The organism is Cellulomonas sp. Marseille-Q8402, from assembly GCF_965119525.1.
The window spans coordinates 2,211,608-2,237,523 of record NZ_CBCPLX010000001.1 but is presented as its reverse complement, the minus strand read 5'-3'; the positions used below and the strand labels follow the sequence as shown (position 1 = coordinate 2,237,523).

At 75.1% G+C, this 25,916-nt stretch carries 23 protein-coding genes and 1 riboswitch; of the genes, 16 read left to right on the top strand and 7 right to left on the bottom strand.

Translation table 11 applies throughout. From position 1 onward, the window contains the following. Window positions 1–8: 8 nt before the first annotated feature. Window positions 9–524, bottom strand: coding sequence for a TetR family transcriptional regulator (locus ACWPWW_RS10305; RefSeq protein WP_454050214.1), 516 nt, complete (start codon window positions 522–524; stop codon window positions 9–11). Between the two features lie 81 nt (window positions 525–605). On the opposite strand from ACWPWW_RS10305, the gene ACWPWW_RS10300 reads away from it, so the two are divergent. Then, entirely contained in the window at window positions 606–2,192 is a 1,587-nt protein-coding gene (locus ACWPWW_RS10300; protein ID WP_454050213.1) for an MFS transporter, read from the top strand. 68 nt (window positions 2,193–2,260) lie between these two features. After that, window positions 2,261–2,422 (top strand): hypothetical protein, encoded by a 162-nt coding sequence (locus tag ACWPWW_RS10295; RefSeq protein ID WP_454050212.1) that lies wholly within the window; start codon window positions 2,261–2,263, stop codon window positions 2,420–2,422. 7 nt (window positions 2,423–2,429) lie between these two features. Here ACWPWW_RS10295 and ACWPWW_RS10290 read toward each other — a convergent pair whose 3' ends face one another. Further along, complete coding sequence (locus tag ACWPWW_RS10290) at window positions 2,430–4,676, bottom strand: (Fe-S)-binding protein (RefSeq protein ID WP_454050211.1); 2,247 nt, start codon at window positions 4,674–4,676, stop codon at window positions 2,430–2,432. Window positions 4,677–4,937: 261 nt separating this feature from the next. Between ACWPWW_RS10290 and ACWPWW_RS10285 the strand changes: the two genes are divergently transcribed. The 6 genes from ACWPWW_RS10285 to mnhG are packed head-to-tail and all read left to right on the top strand — an operon-like array spanning window position 4,938 to window position 11,784. Beyond that, complete coding sequence (locus ACWPWW_RS10285) at window positions 4,938–8,048, top strand: Na+/H+ antiporter subunit A (RefSeq protein ID WP_454050210.1); 3,111 nt, start codon at window positions 4,938–4,940, stop codon at window positions 8,046–8,048. Continuing rightward, complete coding sequence (locus tag ACWPWW_RS10280; protein ID WP_454050209.1) at window positions 8,045–8,593, top strand: Na(+)/H(+) antiporter subunit C; 549 nt, start codon at window positions 8,045–8,047, stop codon at window positions 8,591–8,593. Before ACWPWW_RS10285 ends, ACWPWW_RS10280 begins: the two co-directional genes overlap by 4 nt. Beyond that, window positions 8,590–10,137 (top strand): Na+/H+ antiporter subunit D, encoded by a 1,548-nt coding sequence (locus ACWPWW_RS10275; protein WP_454050208.1) that lies wholly within the window; start codon window positions 8,590–8,592, stop codon window positions 10,135–10,137. Before ACWPWW_RS10280 ends, ACWPWW_RS10275 begins: the two co-directional genes overlap by 4 nt. After that, window positions 10,134–10,715: a Na+/H+ antiporter subunit E gene (locus ACWPWW_RS10270; protein ID WP_454050207.1), complete on the top strand. Its 582-nt coding sequence runs from the start codon at window positions 10,134–10,136 to the stop codon at window positions 10,713–10,715. The genes ACWPWW_RS10275 and ACWPWW_RS10270 overlap by 4 nt, the downstream gene beginning before the upstream one ends. Beyond that, on the top strand, window positions 10,712–11,389 hold the full coding sequence (locus tag ACWPWW_RS10265) for a monovalent cation/H+ antiporter complex subunit F (protein WP_454050206.1): 678 nt from the start codon (window positions 10,712–10,714) through the stop codon (window positions 11,387–11,389). Before ACWPWW_RS10270 ends, ACWPWW_RS10265 begins: the two co-directional genes overlap by 4 nt. Then, window positions 11,386–11,784 carry a monovalent cation/H(+) antiporter subunit G gene (gene mnhG, locus ACWPWW_RS10260; RefSeq protein ID WP_454050205.1) on the top strand — a complete coding sequence of 133 codons (399 nt, stop codon included), beginning with the start codon at window positions 11,386–11,388 and terminating at the stop codon, window positions 11,782–11,784. Before ACWPWW_RS10265 ends, mnhG begins: the two co-directional genes overlap by 4 nt. Window positions 11,785–11,868: 84 nt before the next feature. Here the strand turns inward: mnhG and ACWPWW_RS10255 are convergent, their stop codons facing one another. Further along, complete coding sequence (locus ACWPWW_RS10255) at window positions 11,869–12,153, bottom strand: DUF4235 domain-containing protein (RefSeq protein WP_454050204.1); 285 nt, start codon at window positions 12,151–12,153, stop codon at window positions 11,869–11,871. A gap of 152 nt (window positions 12,154–12,305) precedes the next feature. Then, a riboswitch (TPP riboswitch) is annotated at window positions 12,306–12,437 on the top strand. Window positions 12,438–12,526: 89 nt separating this feature from the next. Between ACWPWW_RS10255 and ACWPWW_RS10250 the strand changes: the two genes are divergently transcribed. Genes ACWPWW_RS10250 through ACWPWW_RS10240 form a run of 3 tightly spaced genes read left to right on the top strand, consistent with a single transcriptional unit; the run spans window position 12,527 to window position 16,381 of the window. Continuing rightward, complete coding sequence (locus ACWPWW_RS10250; protein ID WP_454050203.1) at window positions 12,527–13,624, top strand: thiamine ABC transporter substrate-binding protein; 1,098 nt, start codon at window positions 12,527–12,529, stop codon at window positions 13,622–13,624. A gap of 16 nt (window positions 13,625–13,640) precedes the next feature. Further along, on the top strand, window positions 13,641–15,386 hold the full coding sequence (locus ACWPWW_RS10245; RefSeq protein ID WP_454050202.1) for an ABC transporter permease: 1,746 nt from the start codon (window positions 13,641–13,643) through the stop codon (window positions 15,384–15,386). Beyond that, window positions 15,383–16,381 carry an ABC transporter ATP-binding protein gene (locus ACWPWW_RS10240; protein ID WP_454050201.1) on the top strand — a complete coding sequence of 333 codons (999 nt, stop codon included), beginning with the start codon at window positions 15,383–15,385 and terminating at the stop codon, window positions 16,379–16,381. The genes ACWPWW_RS10245 and ACWPWW_RS10240 overlap by 4 nt, the downstream gene beginning before the upstream one ends. A gap of 28 nt (window positions 16,382–16,409) precedes the next feature. On the opposite strand, the gene ACWPWW_RS10235 is transcribed toward ACWPWW_RS10240, so the two are convergent. Then, the gene (locus tag ACWPWW_RS10235) at window positions 16,410–17,534 is read right to left on the bottom strand and encodes an N-acetyltransferase family protein (RefSeq protein ID WP_454050200.1); all 1,125 of its coding nucleotides are present in this window, start codon (window positions 17,532–17,534) and stop codon (window positions 16,410–16,412) included. A gap of 102 nt (window positions 17,535–17,636) precedes the next feature. Here ACWPWW_RS10235 and ACWPWW_RS10230 point away from each other — a divergent pair, with 102 nt between their 5' ends. The 4 genes from ACWPWW_RS10230 (at window position 17,637) to ACWPWW_RS10215 (ending at window position 21,356) form a co-directional block, all read left to right on the top strand. Beyond that, window positions 17,637–18,290, top strand: a complete 654-nt coding sequence (locus ACWPWW_RS10230; RefSeq protein ID WP_454050199.1) for a hypothetical protein — start codon at window positions 17,637–17,639, stop codon at window positions 18,288–18,290. A 73-nt stretch (window positions 18,291–18,363) separates the two neighbouring features. Further along, window positions 18,364–19,602: an Nramp family divalent metal transporter gene (locus tag ACWPWW_RS10225; RefSeq protein ID WP_454050198.1), complete on the top strand. Its 1,239-nt coding sequence runs from the start codon at window positions 18,364–18,366 to the stop codon at window positions 19,600–19,602. A 175-nt stretch (window positions 19,603–19,777) separates the two neighbouring features. Continuing rightward, on the top strand, window positions 19,778–20,443 hold the full coding sequence (locus ACWPWW_RS10220) for a TetR/AcrR family transcriptional regulator (RefSeq protein WP_454050197.1): 666 nt from the start codon (window positions 19,778–19,780) through the stop codon (window positions 20,441–20,443). 73 nt (window positions 20,444–20,516) lie between these two features. Beyond that, window positions 20,517–21,356, top strand: a complete 840-nt coding sequence (locus ACWPWW_RS10215; protein WP_454050196.1) for a class II glutamine amidotransferase — start codon at window positions 20,517–20,519, stop codon at window positions 21,354–21,356. Between the two features lie 7 nt (window positions 21,357–21,363). Here ACWPWW_RS10215 and ACWPWW_RS10210 read toward each other — a convergent pair whose 3' ends face one another. Together ACWPWW_RS10210 and ACWPWW_RS10205 are read right to left on the bottom strand one after the other, a co-directional pair. Further along, window positions 21,364–22,884, bottom strand: a complete 1,521-nt coding sequence (locus tag ACWPWW_RS10210; RefSeq protein WP_454050195.1) for an SDR family NAD(P)-dependent oxidoreductase — start codon at window positions 22,882–22,884, stop codon at window positions 21,364–21,366. 96 nt (window positions 22,885–22,980) lie between these two features. Beyond that, window positions 22,981–23,373, bottom strand: coding sequence for an HNH endonuclease (locus tag ACWPWW_RS10205; RefSeq protein ID WP_454050194.1), 393 nt, complete (start codon window positions 23,371–23,373; stop codon window positions 22,981–22,983). Between the two features lie 95 nt (window positions 23,374–23,468). On the opposite strand from ACWPWW_RS10205, the gene ACWPWW_RS10200 reads away from it, so the two are divergent. After that, window positions 23,469–24,434 (top strand): cold-shock protein, encoded by a 966-nt coding sequence (locus ACWPWW_RS10200; protein ID WP_454050193.1) that lies wholly within the window; start codon window positions 23,469–23,471, stop codon window positions 24,432–24,434. 10 nt (window positions 24,435–24,444) lie between these two features. On the opposite strand, the gene ACWPWW_RS10195 is transcribed toward ACWPWW_RS10200, so the two are convergent. Continuing rightward, window positions 24,445–25,899 (bottom strand): MFS transporter, encoded by a 1,455-nt coding sequence (locus ACWPWW_RS10195; RefSeq protein ID WP_454050192.1) that lies wholly within the window; start codon window positions 25,897–25,899, stop codon window positions 24,445–24,447. Window positions 25,900–25,916 lie beyond the last annotated feature (17 nt).

The window sequence follows — 25,916 nt, the reverse complement described above, 5'->3', positions numbered from 1 at the left end:
CGCCGCCCCTAGGCGGGCCGGAGCCGCGCGAGCACCGCGCGGGCGTCGGCGAGGGCGCCCGCGTCCTTCACCCCGGTGACCGCGTTGTAGTACATCCCGTCCCCGACCAGCTGGACGACGTGCGCGAGCGCCGGGTCCCCGAGCTCCTCCAGCAGCGCGGCGTACCAGCCGTCCCGCAGCTCGCCGAGCACCGCCGTGGCGTCGCCGTCGGACTCCTCGGCCAGCCGGGCCGCGGCGATCAGCGCCCGGTCGAGCGCGCCGCCCGACTGCTCGGACTCGCGCAGGTAGTACTCCGCGGCCCCCTCCGGGGCGGCGCGCATGGCCGCCAGGTCGGCCGCACCGAGCGCGGCGAGCCGGTCGCGCTGGCCCTGCACCAGGGCCGCCTTGCTGGGGAAGTGGTAGAGCAGGCCGCCCTTCGACACCTCGCCGGCGGCGGCCACCGCGTCGAGCGTCGCGGCGCGCGGCCCGTGCGCGATCAGCAGGCCCTCGAAGGCGTCGAGCAGCCGGTCGCGGGTGGCGGACATGGGAATGAACCTACCGGCCTCGACGCTGAACCGTCCAGACGGTACAGTAGCCGCATCCCCACGACGAACGAGGTCAGCTCCATGTCCGCCCCCGCCGCTCCCGGCACCCGCACCGGCCGCTCCACCGGGATCGCCGTCACCCACGAGAACCCCGCGACCGCGCCGGTGCTGCTGCACCGCGGCCGCCCGGTCCGCCCCTGGGCGGTGCTGGTCGTGCTCATGCTCCCGGTGCTGCTCATCTCGGTGGACAACACGGTGCTGAGCTTCGCGCTCCCGTCGATCACCGCCGCGCTCGGTGCCTCCGGGTCCGAGCTGCTGTGGATCGTCGACGCGTACCCGTTGATGCTCGCGGGCCTGCTGGTGCCGATGGGCAGCCTGGGCGACCGGGTGGGCCGCAAGAAGCTGCTGCTGATCGGCGCGACGGGGTTCGCCGTGGTCTCGCTGCTGGCCGCGTGGTCGACCAGCCCGGCGATGCTGATCGCCTCCCGCGCGCTGCTCGGGGTCTTCGGCGCGACGCTGATGCCGTCGACGCTGTCGCTGATCCGGAACGTGTTCCTGGACCGGGCGCAGCGCCGGCTGGCCATCGCCGTCTGGGCCTCCGGGTTCGCGGGCGGCGCGGCGCTCGGTCCGATCGTCGGCGGCGCGCTGCTGACCCACTTCTGGTGGGGCTCGGTGTTCCTGCTCAACGTCCCCGTGCTGCTGGTCCTGCTGCCGCTGGCGCTCGCCCTGGTGCCGGAGTCGAAGGACCCGTCGCCGGGGCCGCTCGACCCGTGGAGCATCGTGCTGGCGCTCGCGACGATGCTGCCGCTGGTGCTCGCGATCATCGCGGTCGGCGAGCACGGCGTCACCGGCACCACGGTGGCGTGCGTCGTCGTCGGCCTCGCGGCGGGGTGGACGTTCGTCCGCCGGCAGCGGCGGCTCGCCAGCCCGATGATCGACGTGCGGCTGTTCGCCGACCCGGTGTTCTCGGGCGCCGTGTCGGCCAACCTGCTCTCGGTCCTCGGGTTCTCGGGCCTGCTGGTGATCGTGTCCCAGTTCCTGCAGCTCGCCGCCGGGCTCAGCCCGATGGACGCCGGCCTGGTGCTGGTGCCCGGGCTCGCCGCGTCCGTGGTGGCCGGCCTGCTGGCCGTGCGGCTGGTGCGGCGCGTCCGGCCCGGCGTCCTCATCGGGTCGAGCTTCCTGCTCGCCGCGGTCGGCTACGGGGTCCTGACCCTGGTCGGCGACGTGCCGACCCCGGTCACGGTCGCCGTGACGTTCGTGGTCATGGGTGTCGGCGTCGGCCTGGCGGAGACGCTGACGAACGACCAGATCACCTCGGCCGTCCCGCCGGAGAAGGCGGGTGCCGCGTCCGCGATCTCCGAGACCGCGTACGAGCTCGGCACCACGCTCGGCGTCGCGGTGCTCGGCTCCGTGCTGAACGCGACCTACCGGGCGCGCGTCGTGGTGCCCGGGTCGCTGACCGCCGACCAGGCGCACGCCGCGGGGGAGACCCTCGGCGGCGCGGTGTCCGTCGCCGACGGCCTGGGCGACGCCGGTGACGCGCTGCTCGAGTCCGCGCGGCTGGCGTTCGACGCCGGCACCCAGCACGCGGCGGCGGTCGGGGCCGTCGTCGCCGTCGGCGCCGCGCTCGTCTCGTTCGTGACCCTGCGGCGGGCGACGGCGCTCTGACCGACGGGAGGTATTGACATTCGATAGATCACGGTCGAGAGTCGATACCCCGACGAGAGGTGGACCCGATGACCTACCTGCTGGCTGCCCTGGGGATCGCGCTCGGCGCCGTCGCCGTGGTCCTGGGCGGCGCCGACGACTCACCGGGCCTGCAGCTGATCGGCGTCGTGCTCGCGGTCGGCTCGGCCACGGCGGCGGTCCGCGCGGCCCGCCGCCGCAGCCGCCCCTGACCTCCGCCTACGACCCGGCGCGGACCCGGTCCAGCAGCAGCAGGGCGATGTCGGTGACCTCCGGGACGCCGACCGAGGCCCGCTCCACACCGGCCGCCGCCGCGCCGGCCGCCGCCACGCCGTCGGTGAGCATGACCGTGCAGTAGGGGCAGGCGGTCGCCACGACGTCGGCGCCGGTGGCGATCGCCTCCTCCGCCCGCGCCGTGCCGATCCGGGTGCCGATCGACTCCTCGAGCCACATCCGCGCGCCGCCCGCGCCGCAGCAGAACGAGCGCTCGCGGTTGCGGGGCATCTCGACCGCCTCGACGCCGGGCAGCGCGCCGAGCAGCTCGCGCGGGGGCTCGTAGACGTCGTTGTGCCGGCCCAGGTAGCACGGGTCGTGGTAGGTCACGCGCTGCGGCGCGGCGTCGTCGGGGGCCACCGGAGTCAGCCGGCCCTCGCCCACCAGCCGGTCCAGCAGCTCGGTGTGGTGCACCACGTCGAAGCGGCCGCCGAGCTGCGGGTACTCCCGGGACAGCGTGTTGAAGCAGTGCGCGCACGTCACGACCACGGCCCGGGCCGCAGCGGCGGTCAGCGTCTCCACGTTCGCGGACGCGAGCATCTGGTAGAGCACCTCGTTGCCCGCGCGCCGGGCCGGGTCGCCGGTGCAGCCCTCGCCGTCGCCGAGCACCGCGAACGTCACGCCCGCGGTGTGCAGCAGCTCGGCGACCGCCCGGGTGGTGCGCCGCGCCTTCTCCTCGTACGCGCCCGCGCAGCCCACCCAGAACAGGTAGTCGACCTCCGCCGCCGTCGCGACGTCCGCGCCGACCACCGGGACGTCGAACGGGAGGTCCTTCGCCCAGTCGAGCCGCTGCCGCGCCGGCAGGCCCCACGGGTTGCCGCGCCGCTCCATCTTGGTGAACGTCGCCCCGAGCTCCGCGGGGAAGGCCGACTCCATCAGCGTCTGGTAGCGCCGGACGTCGACGATGGTGTCGACGTGCTCGATGTCGACCGGGCACTGCTGGACGCACGCGCCGCAGGTGGTGCACGCCCACAGGGCGTCGGCGTCGATCACCCCGGACGCGACCAGGTCGACGTCGACGTGGCCCGCCGGGACCTCGGCGCCGGCCCGCGCGGCGCGCAGGTACGGCGCCGTCGCCGACGCGTGGTCCCGCAGCGCGAGCGTGAGGAGCTTCGGGGACAGCGGCTTGCCGGTCGCCCAGGCGGGGCACTGGTCCTGGCACCGGCCGCACTCCGTGCAGGTCGAGACGTCGAGGAGCTGCTTCCAGGTGAGGTCCTCGACCGCGCGGGCGCCGAGCCGCGCGTCCTCCGGGAGGTCCTCCAGCGCGGTGACGTCAAGCTCCCGGTCCCCGACCCGGACGGGCTGCAGCGGGCCCAGGGCGACGGCGCCGTCGGGCGACCGCTGCGCGTACACGTTGAGCACGGCGAGGAACCGGTGCCAGGCGACGCCCATGGTCGGCTGCAGGCCGACGACGACGAACCACGCCATCGACACGAGGATCTTCACCGTCGCGCACACCACGACCGCGGCCTCGAGCGCCGCGACGGACGCCCCCGACCACAGCCCGCCGAGCCACGCGGTCGCGGGGAAGTGCCAGGCGCTCGCCAGCGGCGAGCCGTCCCGGACGGCCAGCTCGTGCTCCAGGCCCCGCAGGACCAGCACGGCGACGACCACCAGCAGGACGGTCGCCTCGACGACGACGGCCTGCCCGGTGTGCGACCCGAAGAACCGGGACCGCCGCGCGGGCAGGCCGCCCGGGTCGGCGACAGGGCCCGAGCCGTCGCCCGTGCCCGCGCCGACGGCGGCGATCGCGCGGGCGGGCGTCGGCGGCAGGTCGCGCGGCGTGCGCCGGACGCGGACCGCGATCAGCGCGAGGATGCCGGCGAGGGACAGCCACGCGATCCCCTCGGTCAGCCACTCCCACGGGACCAGGTGCCCGAGCAGCGGCAGCGCGAACCGGGGGTCGACCACCTGCGCGTACCCGGTGACGAGCGTGAGGAAGAGGACGGGGAAGGACACCATCACCGTCCAGTGCGCCACCCGCACGACGGGGGTGTGCTGGAACCGGCCGTGCCCGACCATCTCCCGCAGCACGAGCAGCGTGCGCCGGCCGACCGGCCGCAGCCGGCCCGGCGCGGGGCGTCCGGCCCGGACGGTGCGGGTGATCCGCAGCACCCCGCGGGCGAACGTCGCGACGCCGGCCACGGTGGCCGCCGCCACCACGACGAGGCAGGTCACCTGCAGCGCGTCCACCCGCACACGCTAGCCCGCGCCGCCCGCCGGCCCGGGCCGGAGGTCCCGCCGCGCGCGGCCGCGGCCGTGCTGCACCCGTCGCGGCAGGCCATCACTTGATAGAGTCCAGGTAATCCCTCGACCACGGTCGTCCCCGCACGCTTGCGTGCCGGAGGACGCCGTGCGTCCCTGTACCTGCCCGTCGACAACACCACACCTGCCGGCCGCGTGGTCGGTGCGACCGATCGACCGACCACCCGCCCACCACAGGACGGAGCGGACGTGCTGCAGCTGCTCACGGTGCACCTCGTCGCGGCCCTGGTCGCGCCCGCGCTCGTGGCGTGGATCGGGCGCAAGGCCTTCTGGGTCCTCGCCCTCGCGCCGCTGTCCGCCGCCGTGTGGGCGCTGTCGCTCACCGGCGAGGTGATGGCCGGCGACGGCCCCGTGCAGGTGGTGCAGTGGGTGCCCGGCCTCGGGCTGGAGCTGGCGTTCCGGCTGGACACGCTGTCCTGGCTGATGACGCTGCTCGTCGGCGGCGTGGGTGCCCTGGTGCTCGTCTACTGCTCGGCGTACTTCAAGCAGCACGCCAGCGGCCTCGGCCGGTTCAGCGCCGTGCTGGTCGCGTTCGCCGGGGTGATGCTCGGGCTGGTCACGGCCGACGACACGCTGCTGCTGTTCGTGTTCTGGGAGCTGACCACGGTCTTCTCCTACCTGCTCATCGGGCACTACCACGAGCGCAAGGCCAGCCGCCGGGCCGCGATGCAGGCCATCGTCGTCACCACGGCCGGCGGCCTGACCATGCTCGTCGGCGTGATCCTGCTCGGGGAGAGCGCGGGCACGTACCGCCTGTCGGAGACGATCGCGGACCCGCCGCACGGGCCGCTGGTCACCGCGGCGGTGGTCTGCCTGCTGGCCGGCGCGGCGAGCAAGTCCGCGCTGATCCCGCTGCACTTCTGGCTGCCCGCGGCGATGGCCGCGCCGACCCCGGTCAGCGCCTACCTGCACGCCGCCGCCATGGTGAAGGCCGGCGTGTACCTGGTCGCGCGGTTCGCGCCGGCCTACTCCGACCTGCCGGTGTGGCGCTGGATGGTCCTCGCCCTGGGCTCCGGGACGCTGCTGCTGGGCGGCTACCGCGCCCTGCGCCAGCACGACCTCAAGCTGATCCTCGCGTTCGGCACGGTCAGCCAGCTCGGCCTCATCGTGCTGCTGATCGGGTACGGGACGCGGGCGACGGCGCTCGCGGGCCTGGCGATGGTCGGCGCGCACGCGATGTTCAAGGCGGCGCTGTTCCTCGTCGTCGGCGTCGTCGACGCCGCCACCGGCACCCGCGACCTGCGCCGGCTGTCCGGGGTCGGGCGCGCCCTGCCGGTGACCGCGCTGGCCGGCGGGCTCGCCACGCTGTCGATGATCGGCTTCCCGCCGTTCGCCGGCTACGTGGCCAAGGAGGCCGCGCTCGAGGCCCTCGGCCACGGCGGGCACCCGGAGGACCTGGTCGTGCTGGTGGTCGTCGCCGTCGGCTCCGCGCTGACCGTCGCGTACGGCCTGCGGCTCTGGTGGGGCGCGTTCGCCACCAAGCCCGTGCTGTCGCCCGCGGCGGTGAAGGCGCTGACCGCGGCCCGCGAGGCCTCGGCGGTGCGCCGCGAGGCGGCCGCGCCGGTCGCCCGCGACGAGCGCAGCGCGGCCGAGCCCGAGGCGCACGCCGACGACGACCGCGCGGAGCCCGCCCCCGTCGGCCGGCCCTCGCTGGTCCTGGTGTGGCCCGCGCTGCTGCTCGCCGTCCTGGGGCTCGCGGTCGCGCTGCTGCCCTCCTGGGGCGAGGAGCTGCTCGCGCCGTACGCCGACACCTACCCGACGGGCGAGCCCGGCCACCTGCTGCTCTGGGGCGGCTTCACGCCGACCCTCGCGATCACGGTCGCGGTCCTCGGCGTCGGAGCCCTGCTGTTCCTCGCCCGCCGGCCCGTCGAGGCCGCGCAGGCCGCCGTGCCGCACGTGCCGGAGGCGGACCGCGTGTACCGCCGGTTCATGCGCCGGCTGGACGACGTGGCGGCCGACGTCACCGCGATCACCCAGCGTGGTTCGCTGCCGTTCTACCTGGGCGGCATCCTCGTGGTGTTCGTCGCCGCGGTGGGCGTGCCCCTGGCCCGGTTCACGCAGCTGCCCGACGACGCCCGCGCCTGGGACCGCCCGGCGCAGCTGGTCATCGGCGGGTTCGTCGCCGTCGCCGCCGTGCTGGTCGCGCGCGCCCGCCGCCGCCTCAAGGCCGTCATCCTGCTCGGCGTCTCCGGCTACGGCATCGCGGCGCTGTTCCTGCTGCACGGCGCGCCCGACCTCGCGCTGACCCAGGTGCTCGTGGAGACGGTGACGCTGGTCGTGTTCGTGCTGGTGATGCGCCGGCTGCCTCCGTACTTCTCGGACCGGCCGCTGGTCGCGTCCCGCTTCGTGCGGCTCGTGGTCGCGCTCGCCACCGGCCTGACCGTCGGCGCGCTCGCGCTGATCGTGCCCGGCGCGCGGATCCACAGCCCCGTGTCGGTCGACTTCGCCGAGGAGGCGTACGCCTTCGGCGGCGGCAAGAACATCGTCAACGTCACGCTGGTCGACATCCGCGCCTGGGACACGATGGGCGAGATCTCGGTGCTGCTGGTCGCGGCCACCGGCGTCGCCTCGCTGGTGTTCCTGCGCAAGCGGTCCGGTGCGATCTTCCGGGCCGGCGACGCCCCCGAGCAGCGGCAGGTGTGGGGCGGCGGGGACGACCCGCTCGCGTCCGTCCGCCGGCCCCCGGAGTCCCGGGCGGCCTACCAGCCGCGCGAGTGGCTGCGGGCCGGCCGGACCCTGGCGCCCCGCCGGCGGTCCGTCGTGTTCGAGGTCGTCGTGCGGCTGCTGTTCCACACGATGATCGTGTACTCGCTCTTCCTGCTGTTCTCGGGCCACAACGCGCCCGGCGGCGGGTTCGCGGCGGGCCTGGTCACGGGCATCGCGCTGATCGTGCGGTACCTGGCGGGTGGTCGCTACGAGCTCGGCGAGGCGGCCCCGGTGCAGCCGGGTCTGCTCCTGGGCAGCGGGCTGTTCCTGTCCGCCGGCGTCGGGCTCGGCGCGCTGATGTTCGGCGGCAGCGTGCTGCAGTCCTGGATCATCGACGTGTCGATCCCGCTGATCGGGGACATCCACCTGGTCACGTCGCTGTTCTTCGACGTCGGCGTGTACCTGGTCGTCGTCGGCCTGGTGCTCGACATCCTGCGCACGCTGGGGGCCGAGATCGACCGGCAGTCCGAGGACGAGGGGGAGCCAGCGGCCGTCGGCGGCGACGCCGAGCCGGCCGAGGAGGTCCGCGTGGACGCCGCCGCGGCCGGGCTCGTGGAGCACCCCGGCGCTTCCGGGACGGAGGGGTCGCGATGATCGACATGAGCCCGAACCTGGTGCTGGTCGGCGTGATCGTCGTGCTGGTCACCGCGGGCGTCTACCTGCTGCTGGAGCGCAGCCTGTCGCGCGTCCTGATCGGCGTGATCCTCATCGGCAACGGCGCGAACCTGCTGTTCCTGGTCGCGGGCGGCGCGGCCGGCCGGCCGCCGATCGTCGGCCTCGAGCCCGAGGGCCGGATGAGCGACCCGCTGCCGCAGGCGATGGTGCTGACCGCCATCGTCATCACGCTCGGCATGACCGCGTTCCTGCTCGCCATCGCCTACCGGTCCTGGCAGCTGCACCGGCACGACGAGGTCCAGGACGACCTCGAGGACCGCCGCATCGCCCGGCTCGCCGCCCGCGACGAGCGCGCGTTCGAGGACGACGACACCGAGGAGTCGACCACCACGCTCGACGAGGAGGCCGCCGAGACCCGCGACGAGACGGACGAGGGCGGACCCTCGCCGGCCGGCGTGGGCGCCGACGAGCACCACCACCACCACCACCGACCGACCGACGACCGAGGGCAGGAGGGCCGATGAGCGAGTTCAGCTGGCTCGTGCCGCTGCCGGTCGTCGTGCCGCTGTTCGGCGCCGGGCTCGCGCTCGCGCTGTACCGCCGGCCGCGGCTGCAGCGGATCATCAGCGTCGTCGCGCTCAGCATCGTGCTGGTCGTCGCCGCGACGCTGCTGGTGCTCGCGGACGACGGGCCGCTGGTCGTCGACATCGGCGGCTGGGCGGCACCGGTCGGCATCGACCTGGTGGCCGACCGGCTCTCCGCCCTGATGCTCACCGTGTCGGCGGCCGTGACCCTCTGCGTCCAGCTGTACTCGCTGGCCCAGGGCGAGGCCGACGGCGACGAGGCCGCGCCGGTCTCGATCTACCACCCGACGTACCTGATCCTCACCGCCGGCGTCGCGAACGCGTTCCTGTCGGGCGACCTGTTCAACATCTACGTCGGCTTCGAGATCCTGCTGGCGGCCTCGTACGTGCTCCTCACGCTGGGCGGGACCGGCGAGCGGATCCGCGCCGGCAGCATCTACGTCGTCGTCGCGCTGCTGTCGTCCGTGCTGTTCCTGATCGCCATCGCGATGACCTACGCGGCGACCGGCACGGTGAACCTGGCGCAGCTCGCCGAGCGGCTGCCGGAGATCGACCCGGGCGTGCGGCTCGCGCTGCAGGTCCTGCTGCTCCTGGCGTTCGGGATCAAGGCGGCGATCTTCCCGCTGTCCGCCTGGCTGCCGGACTCCTACCCGACGGCGCCCGCGCCGGTGACCGCCGTGTTCGCCGGCCTGCTCACCAAGGTCGGCGTGTACGCGATCATCCGCACCCAGACCCTGCTGTTCCCCGAGGGCCGGATGGACGACGTCCTGATGTGGGCCGCGCTGGCGACGATGGTGGTGGGCATCCTCGGCGCCGTCGCGCAGGACGACCTGAAACGTCTGCTGTCGTTCACGCTGGTCAGCCACATCGGCTACATGATCTTCGGCATCGCGCTGGCGTCGGAGACGGGCTGGGCCGCGGCGATCTACTACGTCGCGCACCACATCATCGTGCAGACCGGCCTGTTCCTCGTCGCGGGGCTCATCGAACGGCGCGGCGGGTCGACGTCGCTGGACTCGCTCGGCGGGCTGGCGAAGATCGCGCCCGTGCTGGCGATCCTGTTCTTCATCCCGGCGATGAACCTCGGCGGCATCCCACCGCTGTCCGGGTTCCTCGGCAAGGTCGGCCTGCTGCAGGCCGGCGTGCAGGACGGCTCCGCGCTGGCGCTCACCCTGGTGGTGGGCGGCGTGCTGACCTCCCTGCTCACGCTCTACGCGCTGATCAAGGCCTGGAACAAGGCGTTCTGGCAGACGCCGCCGGAGCCGCTGCCGGACACGCACCTGCCGAAGGGCATGGTGGGCTCCGCCGGCGCGCTGGTGGTGCTCGGCCTGGCGCTGACGATCGGCGCGGGCCCGCTGTACGGGTACGCCGAGCGCGCCGCCGGTGCGCTCGCCGACCGGTCCGTCTACGTCCAGTCGGTGCTGCCGGAGGGCGGCCGGGGCTCGGGCGAGTCCGTGGACGCGTCGAGGGAGGCCGGCTCGTGAGCCTGCACCCGCGCCGGCGGAAGCTGGCCGCCCAGTGGCCGACGATGCTGTGGCTGGTCGCCGTCTGGGTGCTGCTCTGGGGCGACTTCTCGGTGGGCAACGTCCTGGCCGGCGCCGTCATCGCGGTCGCGGTCACCGGCCTGCTGCGGATGACCCCGATCGACTTCCACGGCACCGTGCGCCCGGTCGCGCTGGTGGTGCTGGTGGCCCGGTTCGCGTGGGACCTGGTGCACGCGTCCGTCGAGGTCTCGTGGGTCGCCCTGCGGCCCCGGCACACCCCGCGCGGGGCGGTGATCGGGGTCCAGCTGCGCAACCACTCGGACCTGTACCTGACGATGACGGCCGAGCTGTGCTCGCTGGTCCCGGGCTCCCTCGTCGTCGAGGCGCACCGGCTGACCGGCATGCTCTACCTGCACGTCCTCGACGTCGAGCAGTCCGGCGGCGTCGAGCGGGCGCGGCAGTCCGTGCTGGACCAGGAGGAGCGGGTGCTGCGCGCGTTCGCCTCCGACACCGAGCTGCGCGAGGCCGGCCTCGAGCCGGGCGGGCGCACCACCCGACGCGCGGAGGTGCGCGCATGACCGTCGTCCTGCTGGTGTGCGCGGCGCTGTTCACCGTCGCCGGGGTGCTGGCCCTGATCCGCGCGGAGCGCGGGCCGTCGATGCTCGACCGGACCGTCGCGCTGGACATCATCGTGACCGTGGTGGTGGGGGCCGTGGCGCTCTACGCCGCCGCCGAGCGCCGCACCGACGTCGTGCCGATCCTGGTCGTCCTGTCGCTGGTCGGCTTCGTCGGCTCCGTGACCATCGCCCGGTTCGCGTCCGTCGAGCCCGAGGGCGAGGGCCGCGTGCGGTCCCGCGAGGAGATCGCGCAGGAGGAGGCCGAGCGGATCCGCGCCGAGGAGGAGGCCGAGTCCGCCCGCCGGGCGCGCCGGGCCCGCGAGGCCGAGGCGTCCGCCGTCGAGGCCCCGCGCCCCGCCGAGGACCGGCAGGCCGTCCACGCCGAGCACGCGGCGCACGGGGACGAGGCCCGCGGCGCGCGGGTCGTGCCCGACGAGGACCGCCGGGAGCACGGGGACGAGGCGCACGTGGACGAGCACGGACCGGGGGAGCACGTGACCGACGGGGACGGGCGGCGCTCCCAGCACGCCGCGGGGGGCGACGCTGCGGCCCAGGAGACCGCGCACGACCGGGCGGCCGCGGCGCGTGCCGACCGCGCGGACGACGGCGAGACCGACGGAGGGGGCGGACGATGAGCTGGGACCTGGTCGCCGACGTCGTCGCCGCGGTCTGCCTGCTCGGCGGGGCGCTGCTGGCGCTCGCCGCCGGCGTCGGCGTGCTGCGGTTCCCCGACCTGCTGTCGCGGATGCACGCCGGGACCAAGCCGCAGGTGCTCGGGCTGATCCTCGTGCTGATCGGGCTGTCGCTGCGGCTGCGCTCCGGTGCGGCGGTGTGGGCGCTCGTGCTCGTGGCGCTGTTCCAGATGCTCACCGCGCCGGTGGCGGCGCACCTGGTCGGGCGGGCCGGCTACCGCACGGGCAAGGTCCGCCGTGACCTGCTGGTCGTCGACGAGCTCACGCAGGCGCAGGACCGCGCCGACGGCCAGGACGGCGGCGAGGCGGACGAGAGCCGCGACGAGCGCGACGCCTGACCTGCCGCACGTCACGCAGGGTGGAAGGTCCGACCCGACACGCCGTCGGCGTGTCTGCCGGAACCTTCCACCCGGCGGTGGTGGTCAGCCCGGGAGGCGGCGGTTCTTGTCGACGCGCTGGACGAACTTCTTGGTGCCGCGGGTCGCGAACACCCGGGCGAGCGACACGGCGCCCGAGGTGATGGCGGCGGCCAGGACGACCTCGCTGATCCGGATGTCGGTGGCGTCGTCCTCGGGCTTCGGCGGCTTGTGGCCCGAGGCCGCCTTCCACGCGGCGTCGACGGCCTTGCCGGCCAGCCAGGCGACGGCGCCGGCGACGACCAGGCCGGTGATCTTGGCGAACGTGGACTGGGCTTCTTCGTCGGCCACGGGACCTCCTGGGTCGGGCGTTGCGTCGGGTCGGGTACGCGCCCACGCTAGCCCTGCCCGTACGGGCCCGCAGGTCACGCGCGGGTCGTGAGCGGGTCGTGAGCGGGTCGTGAGCGGGCACCGACGCCCGGGCGCGGGCGGTGTAAGGTCGGCGCGAACGACAGGGGAGCGTCCCGGGTCGCGCGAGAAGCCGCGGCCCGACCGACGCTGAGAGTGCGGACGGACCGCAGACCCTCGAACCTGATCCGGTTAGCACCGGCGTAGGGAGTCGGGAATCTCAGTCGCCTCGTGCCGTCGTGCTCCGCGGGCGTCGCGCCCGGGCCGCACGGCAGCGCGCGGCGGCCCCCTCGGTGCACATCGAGGAGGAACCACCATGGCGCGCACGCGCGCACACCGCCGGACCCACCGGCTCGCCGTCCCCGCGGGTCTCGCGGCGACGGCCCTGGCCCTGACCGCCTGCTCCGTCGCCGGTGGCGGGTCGGGCACGGCCACCGACGACGGCACGGACGCCGCCGGCACCGTCACCCTGGTCACGCACGACTCGTTCCACGTGAGCGACGGCCTGCTGGAGCAGTTCGAGCAGGAGTCCGGCCTGACGGTCACGCAGGTCGCCCCGGGCGACGGCGGGGCGCTGGTCAACCAGCTCATCCTCACCAAGGACGCCCCGCTGGGCGACGTGGTCTACGGCATCGACAACACGTTCGCCTCCCGGGCGATCGACGAGGGCGTGCTGCAGCCCTACGAGTCGTCGGCACCCGCGGCCGCCGACGCCGCGGCGTACGCGCCGGACGCGTCGGGCTCGCTGACCGCGATCGACCGCGGCGACGTCTGCCTGAACGTCGACCACGCCTGGTTCACGGCGCAGGGCATCCCCGAGCCGACCACGCTCGAGGACCTCACCGACCCGCAGTACGCGGACCTCACCGTCGTGACCAACGCCGCCACCAGCAGCCCGGGCCTCGCGTTCCTGCTGGCGACCGTCGGCGCGTTCGGCGAGGACGGCTGGCAGCAGTACTGGACCGACCTGCGCGCCAACGGGCTGAAGGTCGCCGAGGGCTGGTCGGACGCCTACTACACCGACTTCTCCGGCGGCGGCGGGGGCGGCCCCCGGCCGATCGCGCTGTCCTACGCGTCCTCGCCGCCGGAGACCGTCCCCGAGGGCGGCACCGAGCCGACCACCGGCGCGATGCTCGGCACCTGCTTCCGGCAGGTCGAGTACGCGGGCGTCCTGGCCGGCGCGCAGAACCCCGAGGGCGCGCAGCAGCTGGTCGACTGGCTGCTCTCCGACGAGGTGCAGGCCGACATCCCGGGCTCGATGTACATGTACCCGGTCAGCACGGCCGTCGACCTGCCCGAGTCCTGGGCGCAGTGGGCGCCGCTCGCCGAGGAGCCGTACGAGGTGCCGCTCGACGACATCGCCGCGCACCGCGACGACTGGGTCCGCGAGTGGACCGACCTGGTCACCGGCTGAGCGACGCCGGGGACCCGTGAGCACCACCACGCGGCCGTCCCCGTCCGGCACCCGCCGGACGGGGACGGCGGCGCGCCCGGGACCCGGCCCGCTCCGCCCGCCGGCGCCGGGCTGGGCTGTGGGGCGAGCCGCGGCCTGGACGGTCGCCGCGGCGGTGCCGCTGGTGTTCCTCGGCGTGTTCTTCGCGTGGCCGGTCCTGGCCCTCGTCGGGCGCGGCTTCGTGCCCGACGGCGCCCTGGACCTGTCCGGATTCACCGAGGTGTTCGCCCGGCCGCGCACCTGGCGGATCATCGGTCTCACGCTCGCGCAGGGCGCGCTCGGCACCGTGCTGTCCGTCCTGCTCGGCGTGCCCGGCGCGTACGTGCTGTACCGCTGCCGGTTCCCCGGGCGCGGGGTGCTGCGCGCGTTCGTCACGGTGCCGTTCGTGCTGCCGACGGTCGTCGTGGGCGTCGCCTTCCGGGCGCTGCTCCGGGAGAACGGCCCGCTCGGGTTCCTGCACCTGGACGGCACCTTCGCCGCGATCATCGCCGCGCTGGTGTTCTTCAACTACGCGGTGGTGGTCCGGACCGTCGGCGGCACGTGGGAGCGGCTCGACCCGCGCCCGGAGCAGGCGGCGCGCTCGCTGGGCGCCTCGCCCGCGCGCGCGTTCCGGACGGTGACGCTGCCCGCGCTGACCCCGGCCATCACCTCGGCCGCGTCGCTGGTGTTCCTGTTCTGCGCGACGGCGTTCGGCACGGTGCTGGTGCTCGGCGGGATGCGGTTCGGGACCGTCGAGACCGAGATCTGGATCCAGACGACGCAGTTCCTCGACCTGCGCGCCGCCGCGGTGCTGTCCGTGGTGCAGGTCGTCGTCGTGGCCGTCGCGCTGGCCGTCGCCGGGCGGGCGCGGTCCCGGCGGGAGCGGGCGCTGTCCCTGGTCGACACCGCCGTCGCCGCCGCCGGCCGGCCGCACCCGCTCCCGGCCGCGGTCACCGCCGTGGTGCTGGTGCTGCTGGCGCTGCCGCTGGGCGCGCTGGTGGCCGGCTCGCTGCGGACCGCCGACGGCTGGGGGCTGGACCACTACCGGGCGCTCGGCACCACCGGAGGGCGGAACGCCCTGACCGTCACGGTCTGGGAGGCGCTGGGCAACTCGCTCCGGATCGCCGTCGACGCCACCGTGCTCGCCCTCGTCGTCGGCTGCCTGGTGGCGCTCGTGGTGTCCCGCCGGCCCCGGCCCCCGGCCGCCCGGCGCGCGGTCGGCGTGCTCGACGGCGTGTTCATGCTGCCGCTCGGGGTGTCCGCGGTGACGGTCGGGTTCGGCGCGCTGCTGACCCTCGGGCACCCGTTCGGCATCGAGACCGACCTGCGCAGCAGCGGGGTGCTGGTGCCGGTCGTGCAGGCCGTCGTGGCCGTGCCGCTGGTGGTCCGCACCGTGCTGCCGGTGCTGCGCGCCGTCGACCCGCGCCTGCGCGAGGCCGCCGGGACGCTCGGCGCCGGCCCGGGCCGGGTGCTGCTGGGCGTCGACGGTGCCCTGGCGGCCCGGTCCGTGGGCCTGGCGATCGGGTTCGCGTTCGCGGTGTCGCTCGGCGAGTTCGGTGCCACGTCGTTCCTCGCGCGGCCGGACCGCCCGACGCTGCCGGTGGTGATCTTCCGGCTGATCGGGCAGCCGGGCGCGGACAACTACGGGATGGCGCTGGCCGCCGGCGTGGTGCTCGCCGCGCTGACCGCCGGCGTGATGGCCCTCGCGGAGCGGCTCCGCGGGCCGGTGGGAGGAGAGCTGTGACCGAGGACGGGCTGGGGGTCCACGACCTCGTCGTGCGCTACCGGGGAGCGGGCCGGGACGCCACGTCGGTGACGGCGGTGGACGGGGTGACGCTGCAGGTGCCCGCCGGTCAGGTGCTCGCGCTGCTCGGGCCGTCCGGCTGCGGCAAGTCGTCGCTGCTGCGCGCCGTCGCGGGGCTGGAACCGCCGGCCGGCGGGTCCGTGACCTGGGCCGGCGCCGACCTCGCGCGGGTGCCGGTGCACCGCCGCGGGTTCGGGCTGGTGTTCCAGGACGGCCAGCTGTTCCCGCACCGGGACGTCGCCGGCAACGTCGCCTACGGCCTCGGCGGCCTCGACCGGACCGCGCGCGCCGCCCGGGTCGCCGAGCTGCTCGACCTGGTCGGCCTGCCCGGCTACGCCGCCCGGCCCGTCGCGACGCTCTCCGGCGGGGAGCGGCAGCGGGTGGCGCTCGCGCGCTCGCTCGCGCCGAGCCCGCGGCTGCTGCTCCTCGACGAGCCGCTGTCCGCCCTCGACCGGTCGCTGCGCGAGCGCCTCGCCGACGACCTGCGGCACGTCCTGGTCGCCACCGGGACGACGGCGCTGTTCGTCACGCACGACCAGGACGAGGCGTTCACCGTCGCGGACCGGGTCGCCGTGATGTCCGCGGGCCGGCTGCTCCAGGTCGACGAGCCGGAGGCGCTGTGGCGGCGGCCGGCGTCGCGGGAGGTGGCGGAGTTCCTCGGGTACCGGACGTTCCTGGACGCCGAGCCGCTCGCGGTCGCGCCCGGCGGCTGGCGGGTGCTCGCGGCCGGCGACCACCCCGCGGGCGGACCCGTGCGGTCCGCGGTCGTCACCGGGCGGCGGGCCCGGCGCGGCCGGGTCGAGGTCGTCGCGCTGCTCGACGGCGAGCAGGTGCCGGTGACCGCGGCCCTGCCGGCGGCGGGCGACGTGCCCGGCGTCGGGCAGCGGGTCCGGGTCGCCGCCGACGAGGGCGCGGTGGCCGTCGTCGGGGGCTGAGCGGCCGGGTCCTGCCCCGGGTCGCGGCTCAGGCCAGCCGGAGCTGCCAGCCGCCGCACCCGCCCGCCGGCCGGAACCCGAGCGCCACGTTGATCGCCAGCATGGGGCCGTTCTCCTCGGCGTTCCACGTCGCGATCCGCCGCGCGGCGGGCTGGACCTCGGCCAGCCGGGCCAGGTTCGCCGTCTTCACCAGCATCCCCAGCCGGTGGCCGCGGTGCTCGCGCAGCACCAGCGTGTCGTCCTGGTAGAGGAACTCCTCCGTGTCCGGGCGGCTGAGCAGGACCGAGAAGGCGACCAGCGCCCCGGTCGGCACGTGCACCGCCGCGGACACCCGGTACCGCATCCCCCGCTCGGCGTGCTGCTGCTCGGCCGCCCGGACCCGGGCGGCGTCCCAGACGTCCTCCCGCAGGTCGAGCCCGCCCATCGGGGCGTCGGTGCTCATGCGGGTCTGCAGCAGCGCGAACTGGTCGACCCACGCGTCGGGGCAGCGGTCGTCCCACTGCACGACGCGGTAGCCGGGCCCCGCCGCGGCCCGGGCCGCGTCGGCGTGCCGGGCCAGCTCGCCGTCCGGCAGCGGCACCTGCAGCACCGAGCGGCGCTCCACCTGCTCGAGCTCCCAGCCGCGGCGCAGCAGGAACGCGACCGACCGGTCGTCGGTCCGCACCCGGCCGCTGCCGGTCCCGGGGGTGAGCGTCCCGGGGCCGGGCTCGGGCTCGGCGCGCTGGTCGGTGGCCCCCGTGAGCACCGTCCTGCCGTGCTCACGGGCGGTCCGCAGCGCGAGGTCGTGCAGGGCCGACCCGATCCCGCGCCCGCGGTGCTCGGGCCGGACGCCGATCTCGACGTCGCCGGTGTGGGTGTTGTCTTGCCGCGGCAGGTGCAGCGCGAGGTAGCCGAGGACGCGCGCCGGGTCCGGCGGGCCGGCGTCGACCGGGGCGTCCAGCGCGAGGAACCGCAGCTTGGCCGCGTGCTCCTGGTGCTGCAGGGAGGCGAGCGTCTCGGCCGGCAGCCGCGCCTCGTCGAGCGTGCCCCAGTCGTCGAGCAGGACCGCGTTCGAGGCGTCGACCAGGCCCCGCAGCAGCCACGCCCCGGGGGCGTCGAGCGTCGCGGGCACCGGCAGCGGGACCAGGTGGGGCTGCGTCGTCGAGACCGTCATGCGGTCATCGTCCCGCCGAGCCTCGCCGAGGGCGACGGAATAGTTGTTCCTGGAGCGACGCTACCGATTCCTCGCGCGGTCCCGGGCGGTACCGTCACGCCCATGCCAGTGCTGGAGATCATCGGGTGGGTCGGGTCGGCCCTCGTCGTCGTGTCCCTGATGCAGGCCCGCGTCCTGCGGTTCCGGTGGATGAACTTCGCGGGGTCGGTCATCGCGGCCGCGTACAACGCCGTCGTCGGCATCTGGCCGTTCGCCGTGATGAACGCGGTGATCGCCGTGATCGACGCGTACTGGCTCTGGCGGCTGACCCGCGAGCGGCACGACGCCGAGGTGTACCAGGTGGTGCCGGTCGGCGCCGACGACGACTACCTGCGGCACGTCCTCGGCGTGCACGCCGCCGACATCGCGCGGTACTACCCGTCGTTCGTGCTGCCCGGGTCGTCGGCGCCGGACGGTGCCGGCGCGGCACGCTGGGCCTTCCTGGTGCTCCGGGGCGACGAGACCGTCGGCGTAGTGGTCGTGCGGGACGCCGGCGCGGACGTCGGCGAGGTCGAGCTCGACTACGTCACCCCGCGGTTCCGCGACTTCACGCCCGGCGAGTTCGTGTACCGGCGCAGCGGCGTGTTCGCGGGCACGGGCCTGCGGTCGCTCGTGATCACGCCCGACGCGCAGGGCGCGGGCGACTACCTCGAGCGCGTCGGGTTCCGCCAGGTCGGCGGCCGGTGGCGGCGCGACGTGGAGCCCGCCGCGGCCTGAGCCGGCGCCGTCTCGCGCGGGCGGCGGCGGCCTGTGCCTAGACTGAGTTCGGACGACCGAACTTGGAGGTGCGGTGACCGCCACAGCCGACCGACGTGCGACCTCGCGCGGCCGCGTGCTGCCCCTGCTCGGCCCGGCGTTCGTCGCCGCGATCGCCTACGTGGACCCGGGCAACGTCGCCGCGAACCTGACCGCCGGCGCGCGGTACGGCTACCTGCTGCTGTGGGTCCTGGTCGCCGCCAACGCCATGGCCGTGCTGGTGCAGTACCAGTCCGCCAAGCTCGGCATCGTCACCGGCGACTCCCTGCCCGGCGTGCTGGGCCAGCGCCTGCGGAAGGGCCCGCGCCTGGCGTTCTGGGCCCAGGCCGAGGTGGTGGCGGCCGCCACGGACATCGCGGAGGTCGTGGGCGGTGCGATCGCGCTGAACCTGCTGTTCGGGCTGCCGCTCGTGCTCGGCGGCCTGGTGGTGGGCGTGGTGTCGATGCTGCTGCTCGCCACGCAGGACCGGTACGGGCAGCGCCGCTTCGAGCGGCTGGTCGTCGGGCTGCTGCTGGTCATCGTCGTGGGGTTCCTGCTGGGGCTGGTCGTCGGCCCGCCCGATCCCGCGGCGATGCTCGGCGGGCTGGTGCCGCGGTTCGCCGGGACCGACTCCGTGCTGCTGGCCGCCTCGATGCTGGGCGCGACGGTCATGCCGCACGCGATCTACGTGCACTCGGCGCTCAGCCGGGACCGGTTCGGGCAGGTGCGCGACGACGGGCACCGGGACGGCCTGCTCCGTGCCACCCGCTGGGACGTCGGCGCGGCGCTCACGGTGGCCGGGACCGTGAACATCGGCCTGCTGCTGCTCGCGGCGGCGAACCTGCGGGGCGTCGAGGGCACCGACACCATCGAGGGCGCGCACGCGGCGATCAGCACGGCGCTCGGCCCCGTCGTCGGCGTCGTGTTCGCCATCGGGCTGCTCGCCTCGGGGCTCGCGTCCACGTCGGTCGGCTGCTACGCCGGCGCCGCCGTCATGGAGGGGCTGATCCACCGGCGGATCCCGCTGCTGGCCCGGCGCGCGATCACGCTGGTCCCCGCGCTGGTGCTGCTCGGGGTCGGCGCCGACCCGACGTGGACGCTCGTGGTGAGCCAGGTGGTGCTGAGCTTCGGCATCCCGTTCGCGGCGATCCCGCTGGTGCGGCTGAACCGCGACCGGTCCCTGATGGGGTCGTACGCCAACGGCCCGCGGCTGCAGGCGGCCCTGGTGGTCGTGGTGGTGCTGGTCGTGGCCCTCAACCTCGCGCTCCTGGTCCTCCTGGCGACGGGCGCGTGACCCCGCTACCGGTAGTCCCGCTACGGAAACCCGCCCCGGTCTGCGCCGAGATGGCAGTTCCCGCCTGTGCGACCGCCGCCGCGAGCAGGCGAGAGCCGTCATCTCGGCGCGGGGGCGACCAGTTCTGGTAGCGGTGCTACCAGATGCATTCCGTAGTGCTGCTACCGTTTGGCTCGTGACCAGCAGCGGGACCGTCCACGCCGACGGGCGGACGCGGCGCGCCGTCGCCACCCGTGCGCGCATCGCCGCTGCCGCCACCACGCTGTTCGTCGAGCACGGCTACGCGACCACCTCCATCACCGCGGTCGCCCGGGCCGCCGGCGTGGGCGTGCAGACCGTGTACTACTCGTACCCGAGCAAGGCCGACATCCTGGTCGGCTGCCTCGACCACGCCGTCGACGGCGCCGACCGCCGGGACGCCACCGTCGACCTCGCCGCGCAGCCCTGGGTGCGCGCCGTCGCCGCCGAGGCCGACCCGGCGCGCCGGGTGTTCCTGCACGTCCGCGGCTCCGCCGAGCTGATGGGCCGCGCCGGCGCGGTGCTCGACCTGGTCCGGCTCGGCGCCGCGGGGGAGCCCGCCCTGCGCGACGCCGCGGCCCGGGACGAGGAGCGGCGCCGCGCCGTGCACCGGGTGCTCGTCGACGCGTGCGCCCGCGACGGCGTCCTCCGGGCCGGTCTTGACGCGGACCAGGCGACGGACCTCGTCACGCTCGTGCTCGGGCCGGAGACGTGGAACGCGCTGGTGCGACGCGGCGGGTGGAGCGCGCTCGGGTGGGTGCGGTGGGCGCACCGGACGCTGCTGGCCGACCTGGTCCCGTCCCGCTGGGAGGCGGACGCGTAGCGCCTGCGAGGGGCCACGGCACAGTGGCCGGTGGAGGGCCCGCGCCCGTGGGCCCCGCGCACAGGAGGCCGCCATGTGCCGTTGGATCGCCTACACCGGTGCCCCGGTGACGTTGGACGAGCTGCTCTACAAGCCCACCAACTCCCTCGTCATGCAGAGCCAGAAGAGCAGGCTGGGGGTCGAGCCGACCAACGGCGACGGCTTCGGCGTCGGCTGGTACGACGAGCACTCGCCGATCCCCGGGGTGTTCCGCAGCACCGAGCCGGCCTGGAGCGACCGGAACCTGCGGGAGCTGGCGCTGCACATCCGGTCCGGCGTGGTGCTGGCGCACGTGCGGGCCACCACCGGGACCCCCGTGCAGCAGACCAACTGCCACCCGTTCCGGCACGGGCAGTGGCTCTTCGTGCACAACGGCGCCATCGCGGGGTTCAGCACGATCAAGCGCGACCTGCAGCTCGCGGTCGACCCGACGCTGTTCCCGCTGATCGAGGGCTCGACCGACTCCGAGACGCTGTTCTTCCTGGCGCTGACCTTCGGTCTGGCCGACGACCCGCCCGCCGCGATGGCGGCGGCCATCGGGTTCGTCGAGGACGTGGCGCGCCGGCACGACGTGGCGTTCCCGATGCAGGGGACGGTCGCGACCACCGACGGGCAGCGGCTGTGGGCGTTCCGGTACTCCTCGGAGGGGCGGTCGCGCTCGCTGTTCCGCAACCGCGACGTGGCGGCGCTGCGCAGCCAGTACCCCGACAACCCGGTGCTGCACGGGCTGTCCGACGACACGAGGGTCGTCGTGTCCGAGCCGCTCGGCGACCTGCGGGGCGCCTGGCTCGAGGTGCCGGAGAGCAGCTACCTGGTCGTCGACAGCGGGCAGGAGGAGATCGTGCCGTTCGCGCCCGTGCTGTCGGCGGTGTAGCGCGCCGTCACCACTGCGAGCGGGCGTAGTCCTTGAGGAAGCAGCCGTACAGGTCCTCGCCGGCCTCGCCCCGGACGATGGGGTCGTAGACCCGGGCGGCGCCGTCGACCAGGTCGAGGGGGGCGTGGAAGCCCTCCTCGGCCAGCCGCACCTTGGTCGGGTGCGGGCGCTCGTCCGTGATCCAGCCGGTGTCCACGGCCGTCATCAGGATGCCGTCGGCCAGCATCTCCGCCGCGCTGGTGCGGGTCAGCATGTTGAGCGCGGCCTTGCTCATGTTGGTGTGCGGGTGCCCCGGACCCTTGTACCCGCGGGCGAACACGCCCTCCATCGCGGACACGTTGACGATGTACGTCCGCCGCGCGGGGGACGCCGCCAGGGCCGGTCGCAGGCGGCTGACCAGGATGAACGGCGCCGTCTGGTTGCAGAGCTGCACCTCCAGCAGCTCCATCGGGTCGACCTCGTCGACGGTGGCGACCCAGCTGTTCGTCTCGGCGACGTCGGGGACCAGCCCGCCGGCGTCGATGGACGTGCCCGCGACCAGCCGCTCCAGGCTCGCGGCCTCCGCGGTCAGCGACTGCGCGACGAGCTCGTCGGCGTCCCGGGCCGCGCGCTCGATCGCCAGCGCGGGGCTGGTCAGCTCGCTGACGGACCCCGCCAGGGCGCGCGGGTGGGCGTCGCTCGTGCGCCCGAACGTCGTGATCATGCGGGCGGGCTCGTCCGCCAGCGGCGCCAGCTCGGCCTCGGCGATCCGGGAGTACGCCCCCGGGGACCGCCGCACCGTCTGCGCGGCGTTGTTGATCAGGATGTCCAGCGGCCCCTGCGCGGCCACGTGGTCCGCGAGCGACACCACCTGCGCCGGGTCGCGCAGGTCGATCCCGACGACGTGCAGCCGGTGCAGCCAGTCGGCGGAGTCCTCCATCGCGCTGAACCGGCGGACGGCGTCGCGGGGGAACCGGGTGGTGATCGTCAGGTCGGCGCCGTCGCGCAGCAGGCGCAGCGCGATGTACATGCCGATCTTGGCGCGGCCGCCCGTGAGCAGCGCGCGGCGGCCGGTGAGGTCGGTGCGGGCGTCGCGCTTGGCGTGGTGCAGTGCCGCGCACTCCGGGCAGAGCTGGTGGTAGAACGCGTCGACGACCGTGTAGTCCTGCTTGCAGACGTAGCAGGCCCGCGCCCGCAGCAGGACGCCGGCGGTGGCACCGGTCGCGGCGGACGTCAGACCGAGGCCGTTGGTCTCGTCGTCGATCCGCCCCGGGCTGCCCGTCGCGGTCGCGGCGACGACGGCGGCGTCGGCCTCGGCGATCATCCGGCGCTTCTCCCCGCGGCGGTGCTTCTTCGCGGCCTTGAACAGGCCCGACGCGGCACGGCGCGCGGCGGAGTGCTGCGCGTGCGTCTGCGGCAGGGCGGCGACCTGGTCCGCGACCCGCAGGAACGTCGCGAAGTCGGCGGGGTCGACGCCGGGCAGCTCGAGCTGCTCGAGGTCCGTGCCGTCGCCGGCCTCGCTCGCGGGCGTGGTCGTCTGCGCGCTCATGCGCCGTCCGTCCTGGGGTGGGAGAGGCCGTCGCGGTGTGCCGCGGGCCCGGAGAATGGTACGCGCGCGGCGCGCCGCAGCCGAGGGTGCGACTGGTCACACCCGCTCGCGTGGCGGGTCAGGCGACGTCGGGGTCGGCCGGTAGCAGCGCGCGCACGATCGTCGCCTGCCGGACCAGGAACCGAGCCGCTTGCGCCGGAGCCAGCCGGTGACCTCGTCGTTGTGCTTGCTCGCGTTGCACGAGGCGCACGCCGGGACCACGTTCGCCAGCGTGTAGCGGCCGCCGCGCGAGATCGGCAGGACGCAGTCGCGCTGCAGCGGGACCGCCTCCGCCCGGCAGTAGGCGCACCCGGCCCACGCCGCGACCAGGGCGTCCCACTCCTGCGGGGTCAGGTCGTTGTCCGCGAGCGCGACCCGGCGGCGGCGGCGCCTCGCGTAGCGCGCCCGGGCCGTCGTCGCGGCGGCGGAGGTCGTGCGGCGTCGGACCACGCGCCGACGGTACCGCCCGGGCACGCGGGCGGTGCCCGCGACCCGCGTCGGGGACACTGGGGGGAGCAGCTGTCACCAACACGAGGAGTACCACCGTGCCCCAGGGAACCGTCCGCTGGTTCGACGCCGAGCGGGGGTTCGGCTTCCTCGCCCTCGGCGACGACGCCGAGGACCTGTTCGTGCACGCGTCCGAGATCGTCGGCAACGACGACGGGACGCGGTCGCTCCGCGAGGGGCAGGAGGTCGAGTTCGAGATCGGCGAGGGGGACCGCGGCCCGCAGGCCCGCCGCGTCAAGGTCACGGGCGACCTCCCGGCGGACGCCACCCTCGGCGTGCTCGGCACCGTCGCCTGGTACGAGCCGGCCAAGGGCTACGGCTTCGCGACGGTCGACGGCAGCGACGCCGAGATCTTCGTGCACAGCTCCGCCATCGTGGGCGGCGGCGTGATCACCGAGGGGCAGCGGGTCGCGTTCCTCGTCGTCGAGGGGGAGAAGGGGCCGCAGGCGGACCACCTGCTGCCGCTGGGCGCCGACGCCGGTGCGGCCCCGCGCCAGGCCGCCCGGCCCGACGGCGCCGACGGCACGGTGACCTGGTACGACGCGGGCAAGGGGTTCGGCTTCATCACGCCCGACTCCGGGGACCAGGACGTCTTCGTGCACGCCCGGTCGCTGGCCGGGGACGTCGGCGAGCTGACCGAGGGCGACCGGGTGAGCTTCCGCCTCTCCGAGGGCGAGAAGGGCGCGCAGGCGCAGGGCGTGCGGCTGGTGGGCGGTTCGGCGACCCGTGGCGGCGGTCGCGGCGCGCCCGGCCGCGGCGCCCCCGCCCGCGGCAGCCAGGACCGCTCGTCCCGCGCCCCGCAGCGCGGTGGCCAGGGCACCGTCGCGCGCTACGACGCGGACCGCGGCTTCGGCTTCATCACGCCCGACGACGGCGGGCCGGACCTGTTCGTGCACGTGTCGGTCGTGCGGGACGGGCAGGCGCTGTACGAGGGCGACCGGGTCCGGTTCCAGGTGCGGCAGAGCGACCGTGGGCCGCAGGCCGACCGGGTCGACCTGGCCTGAGCGCGGCGGCTCACGGGTGCTCGTCGACCGCCCGTGAGCTGCTGAGGGACAGGGCGCCGGCGCCCGCGACCAGTCCGACGACGACGGCGAGCGTGGTGTAGACGACGCGCTCGCCGTGGAAGAACGACGCCACGAGGGCGCTGGTCCACGCGCCGTCGGGCAGGACGGTCGTGACGAGGACCGCGATGAGCGTCCCGACCAGGGCGGTCCCGACGCTCGTGCCGACCTCCTGCGCGGTGTCGTTCAGGGCGGCGCCCAGCGACGTGCGGTTCTCGGGCATCGCGCTCACGAGGGCCACGGCGCAGATGGTCATGATCGTGCGCAGGCCGAGCGTGAAGGTGACCATGAGCAGGGCGATCGCGAGGTAGCCGTGCTCGACGCCCCACGCGAGCCCGCCGAGCGACCCGGCGAGCAGCGCGGCGCCGACGAGGCAGGCGACGCGGTGGCCCCAGCGCCTCGCCATGCCCTCGGACAGCGGTGTGGCGAGGACCATCGTCGCGATCAGGGGCAGGTTGGCGAGCCCGGCTCGCACGGGGCTCCAGCCGTACGCGTACTGGAAGTGCAGGATCAGGCCGAACATGACGCCGGCCATCGCGATCGAGGTGCCGACCTGCGCGAGCGCGGCGCCCCGGACGACGCCGTCCCGGAAGACGGACAGGTCGAGCATCGGGTGCGCGGTGCGGCGCTCGTGCCGGAGGAACCCGACGAGCGCGAGCGCGGCACCGATGCCCGCCGACCAGGTCCACGCCGACGTCCAGCCGTGCTCGACGCCGCTGGTGGCGGTCCAGCAGGCGAGGCCGATGGTGGCGATGCTCAGCACCGAGCCGGGCAGGTCGAGGCGGTCGCGCGTCAGGCCTGCGGGGTCGTCCGGAGCGACGCCCGCGCGCACGCCGATCCACGCCACGAGGGCGATCGGGGCGTTGACGAGGAGCAGCCACTGCCAGCCGACGTGCGCCAGCGCGGTGCCGCCGAGGACCGGCCCGAGGATGAACCCGCTCATGCCGACGACGATCATCACGGTCATCGCCCGCGCCCGCAGGCCCTGCGAGTCGAAGAGGCGGAACACCAGCGAGTTCGTGATGGGCGCCATCGCGGCGGCGGCGACGCCGAGCGCGGCGCGCAGCGCGACCAGCTCGCCCGACGTGGTGACCAGCGCGGCGAGGAGGCTGACGAGCCCGAACGCGGTGAGCCCGTAGAGCAGGACCCGGCGGCGGCCGAGCCGGTCGGCGGCCGAGCCCGCCGTCAGCAGCAGCCCGCCGAAGGTGAGCGAGTAGGCGCCCGTGACCCACTGGAGCGCCGTGGTGCCGGCGCCGAGGTCCCGGCCGATGGTCGGCAGCGCGATCGTGAGCAGGGTGTTGTCGACCATCTCGACGAAGAAGGCGAGGCAGAGCGCGGCCATCGGGATCCACGCGGCACGGAGGGAGGGGTAGGTCCGCGTGATCGCGGGCGCGGTGAGAGCTGACATGCGGAGTCCTCTACTGG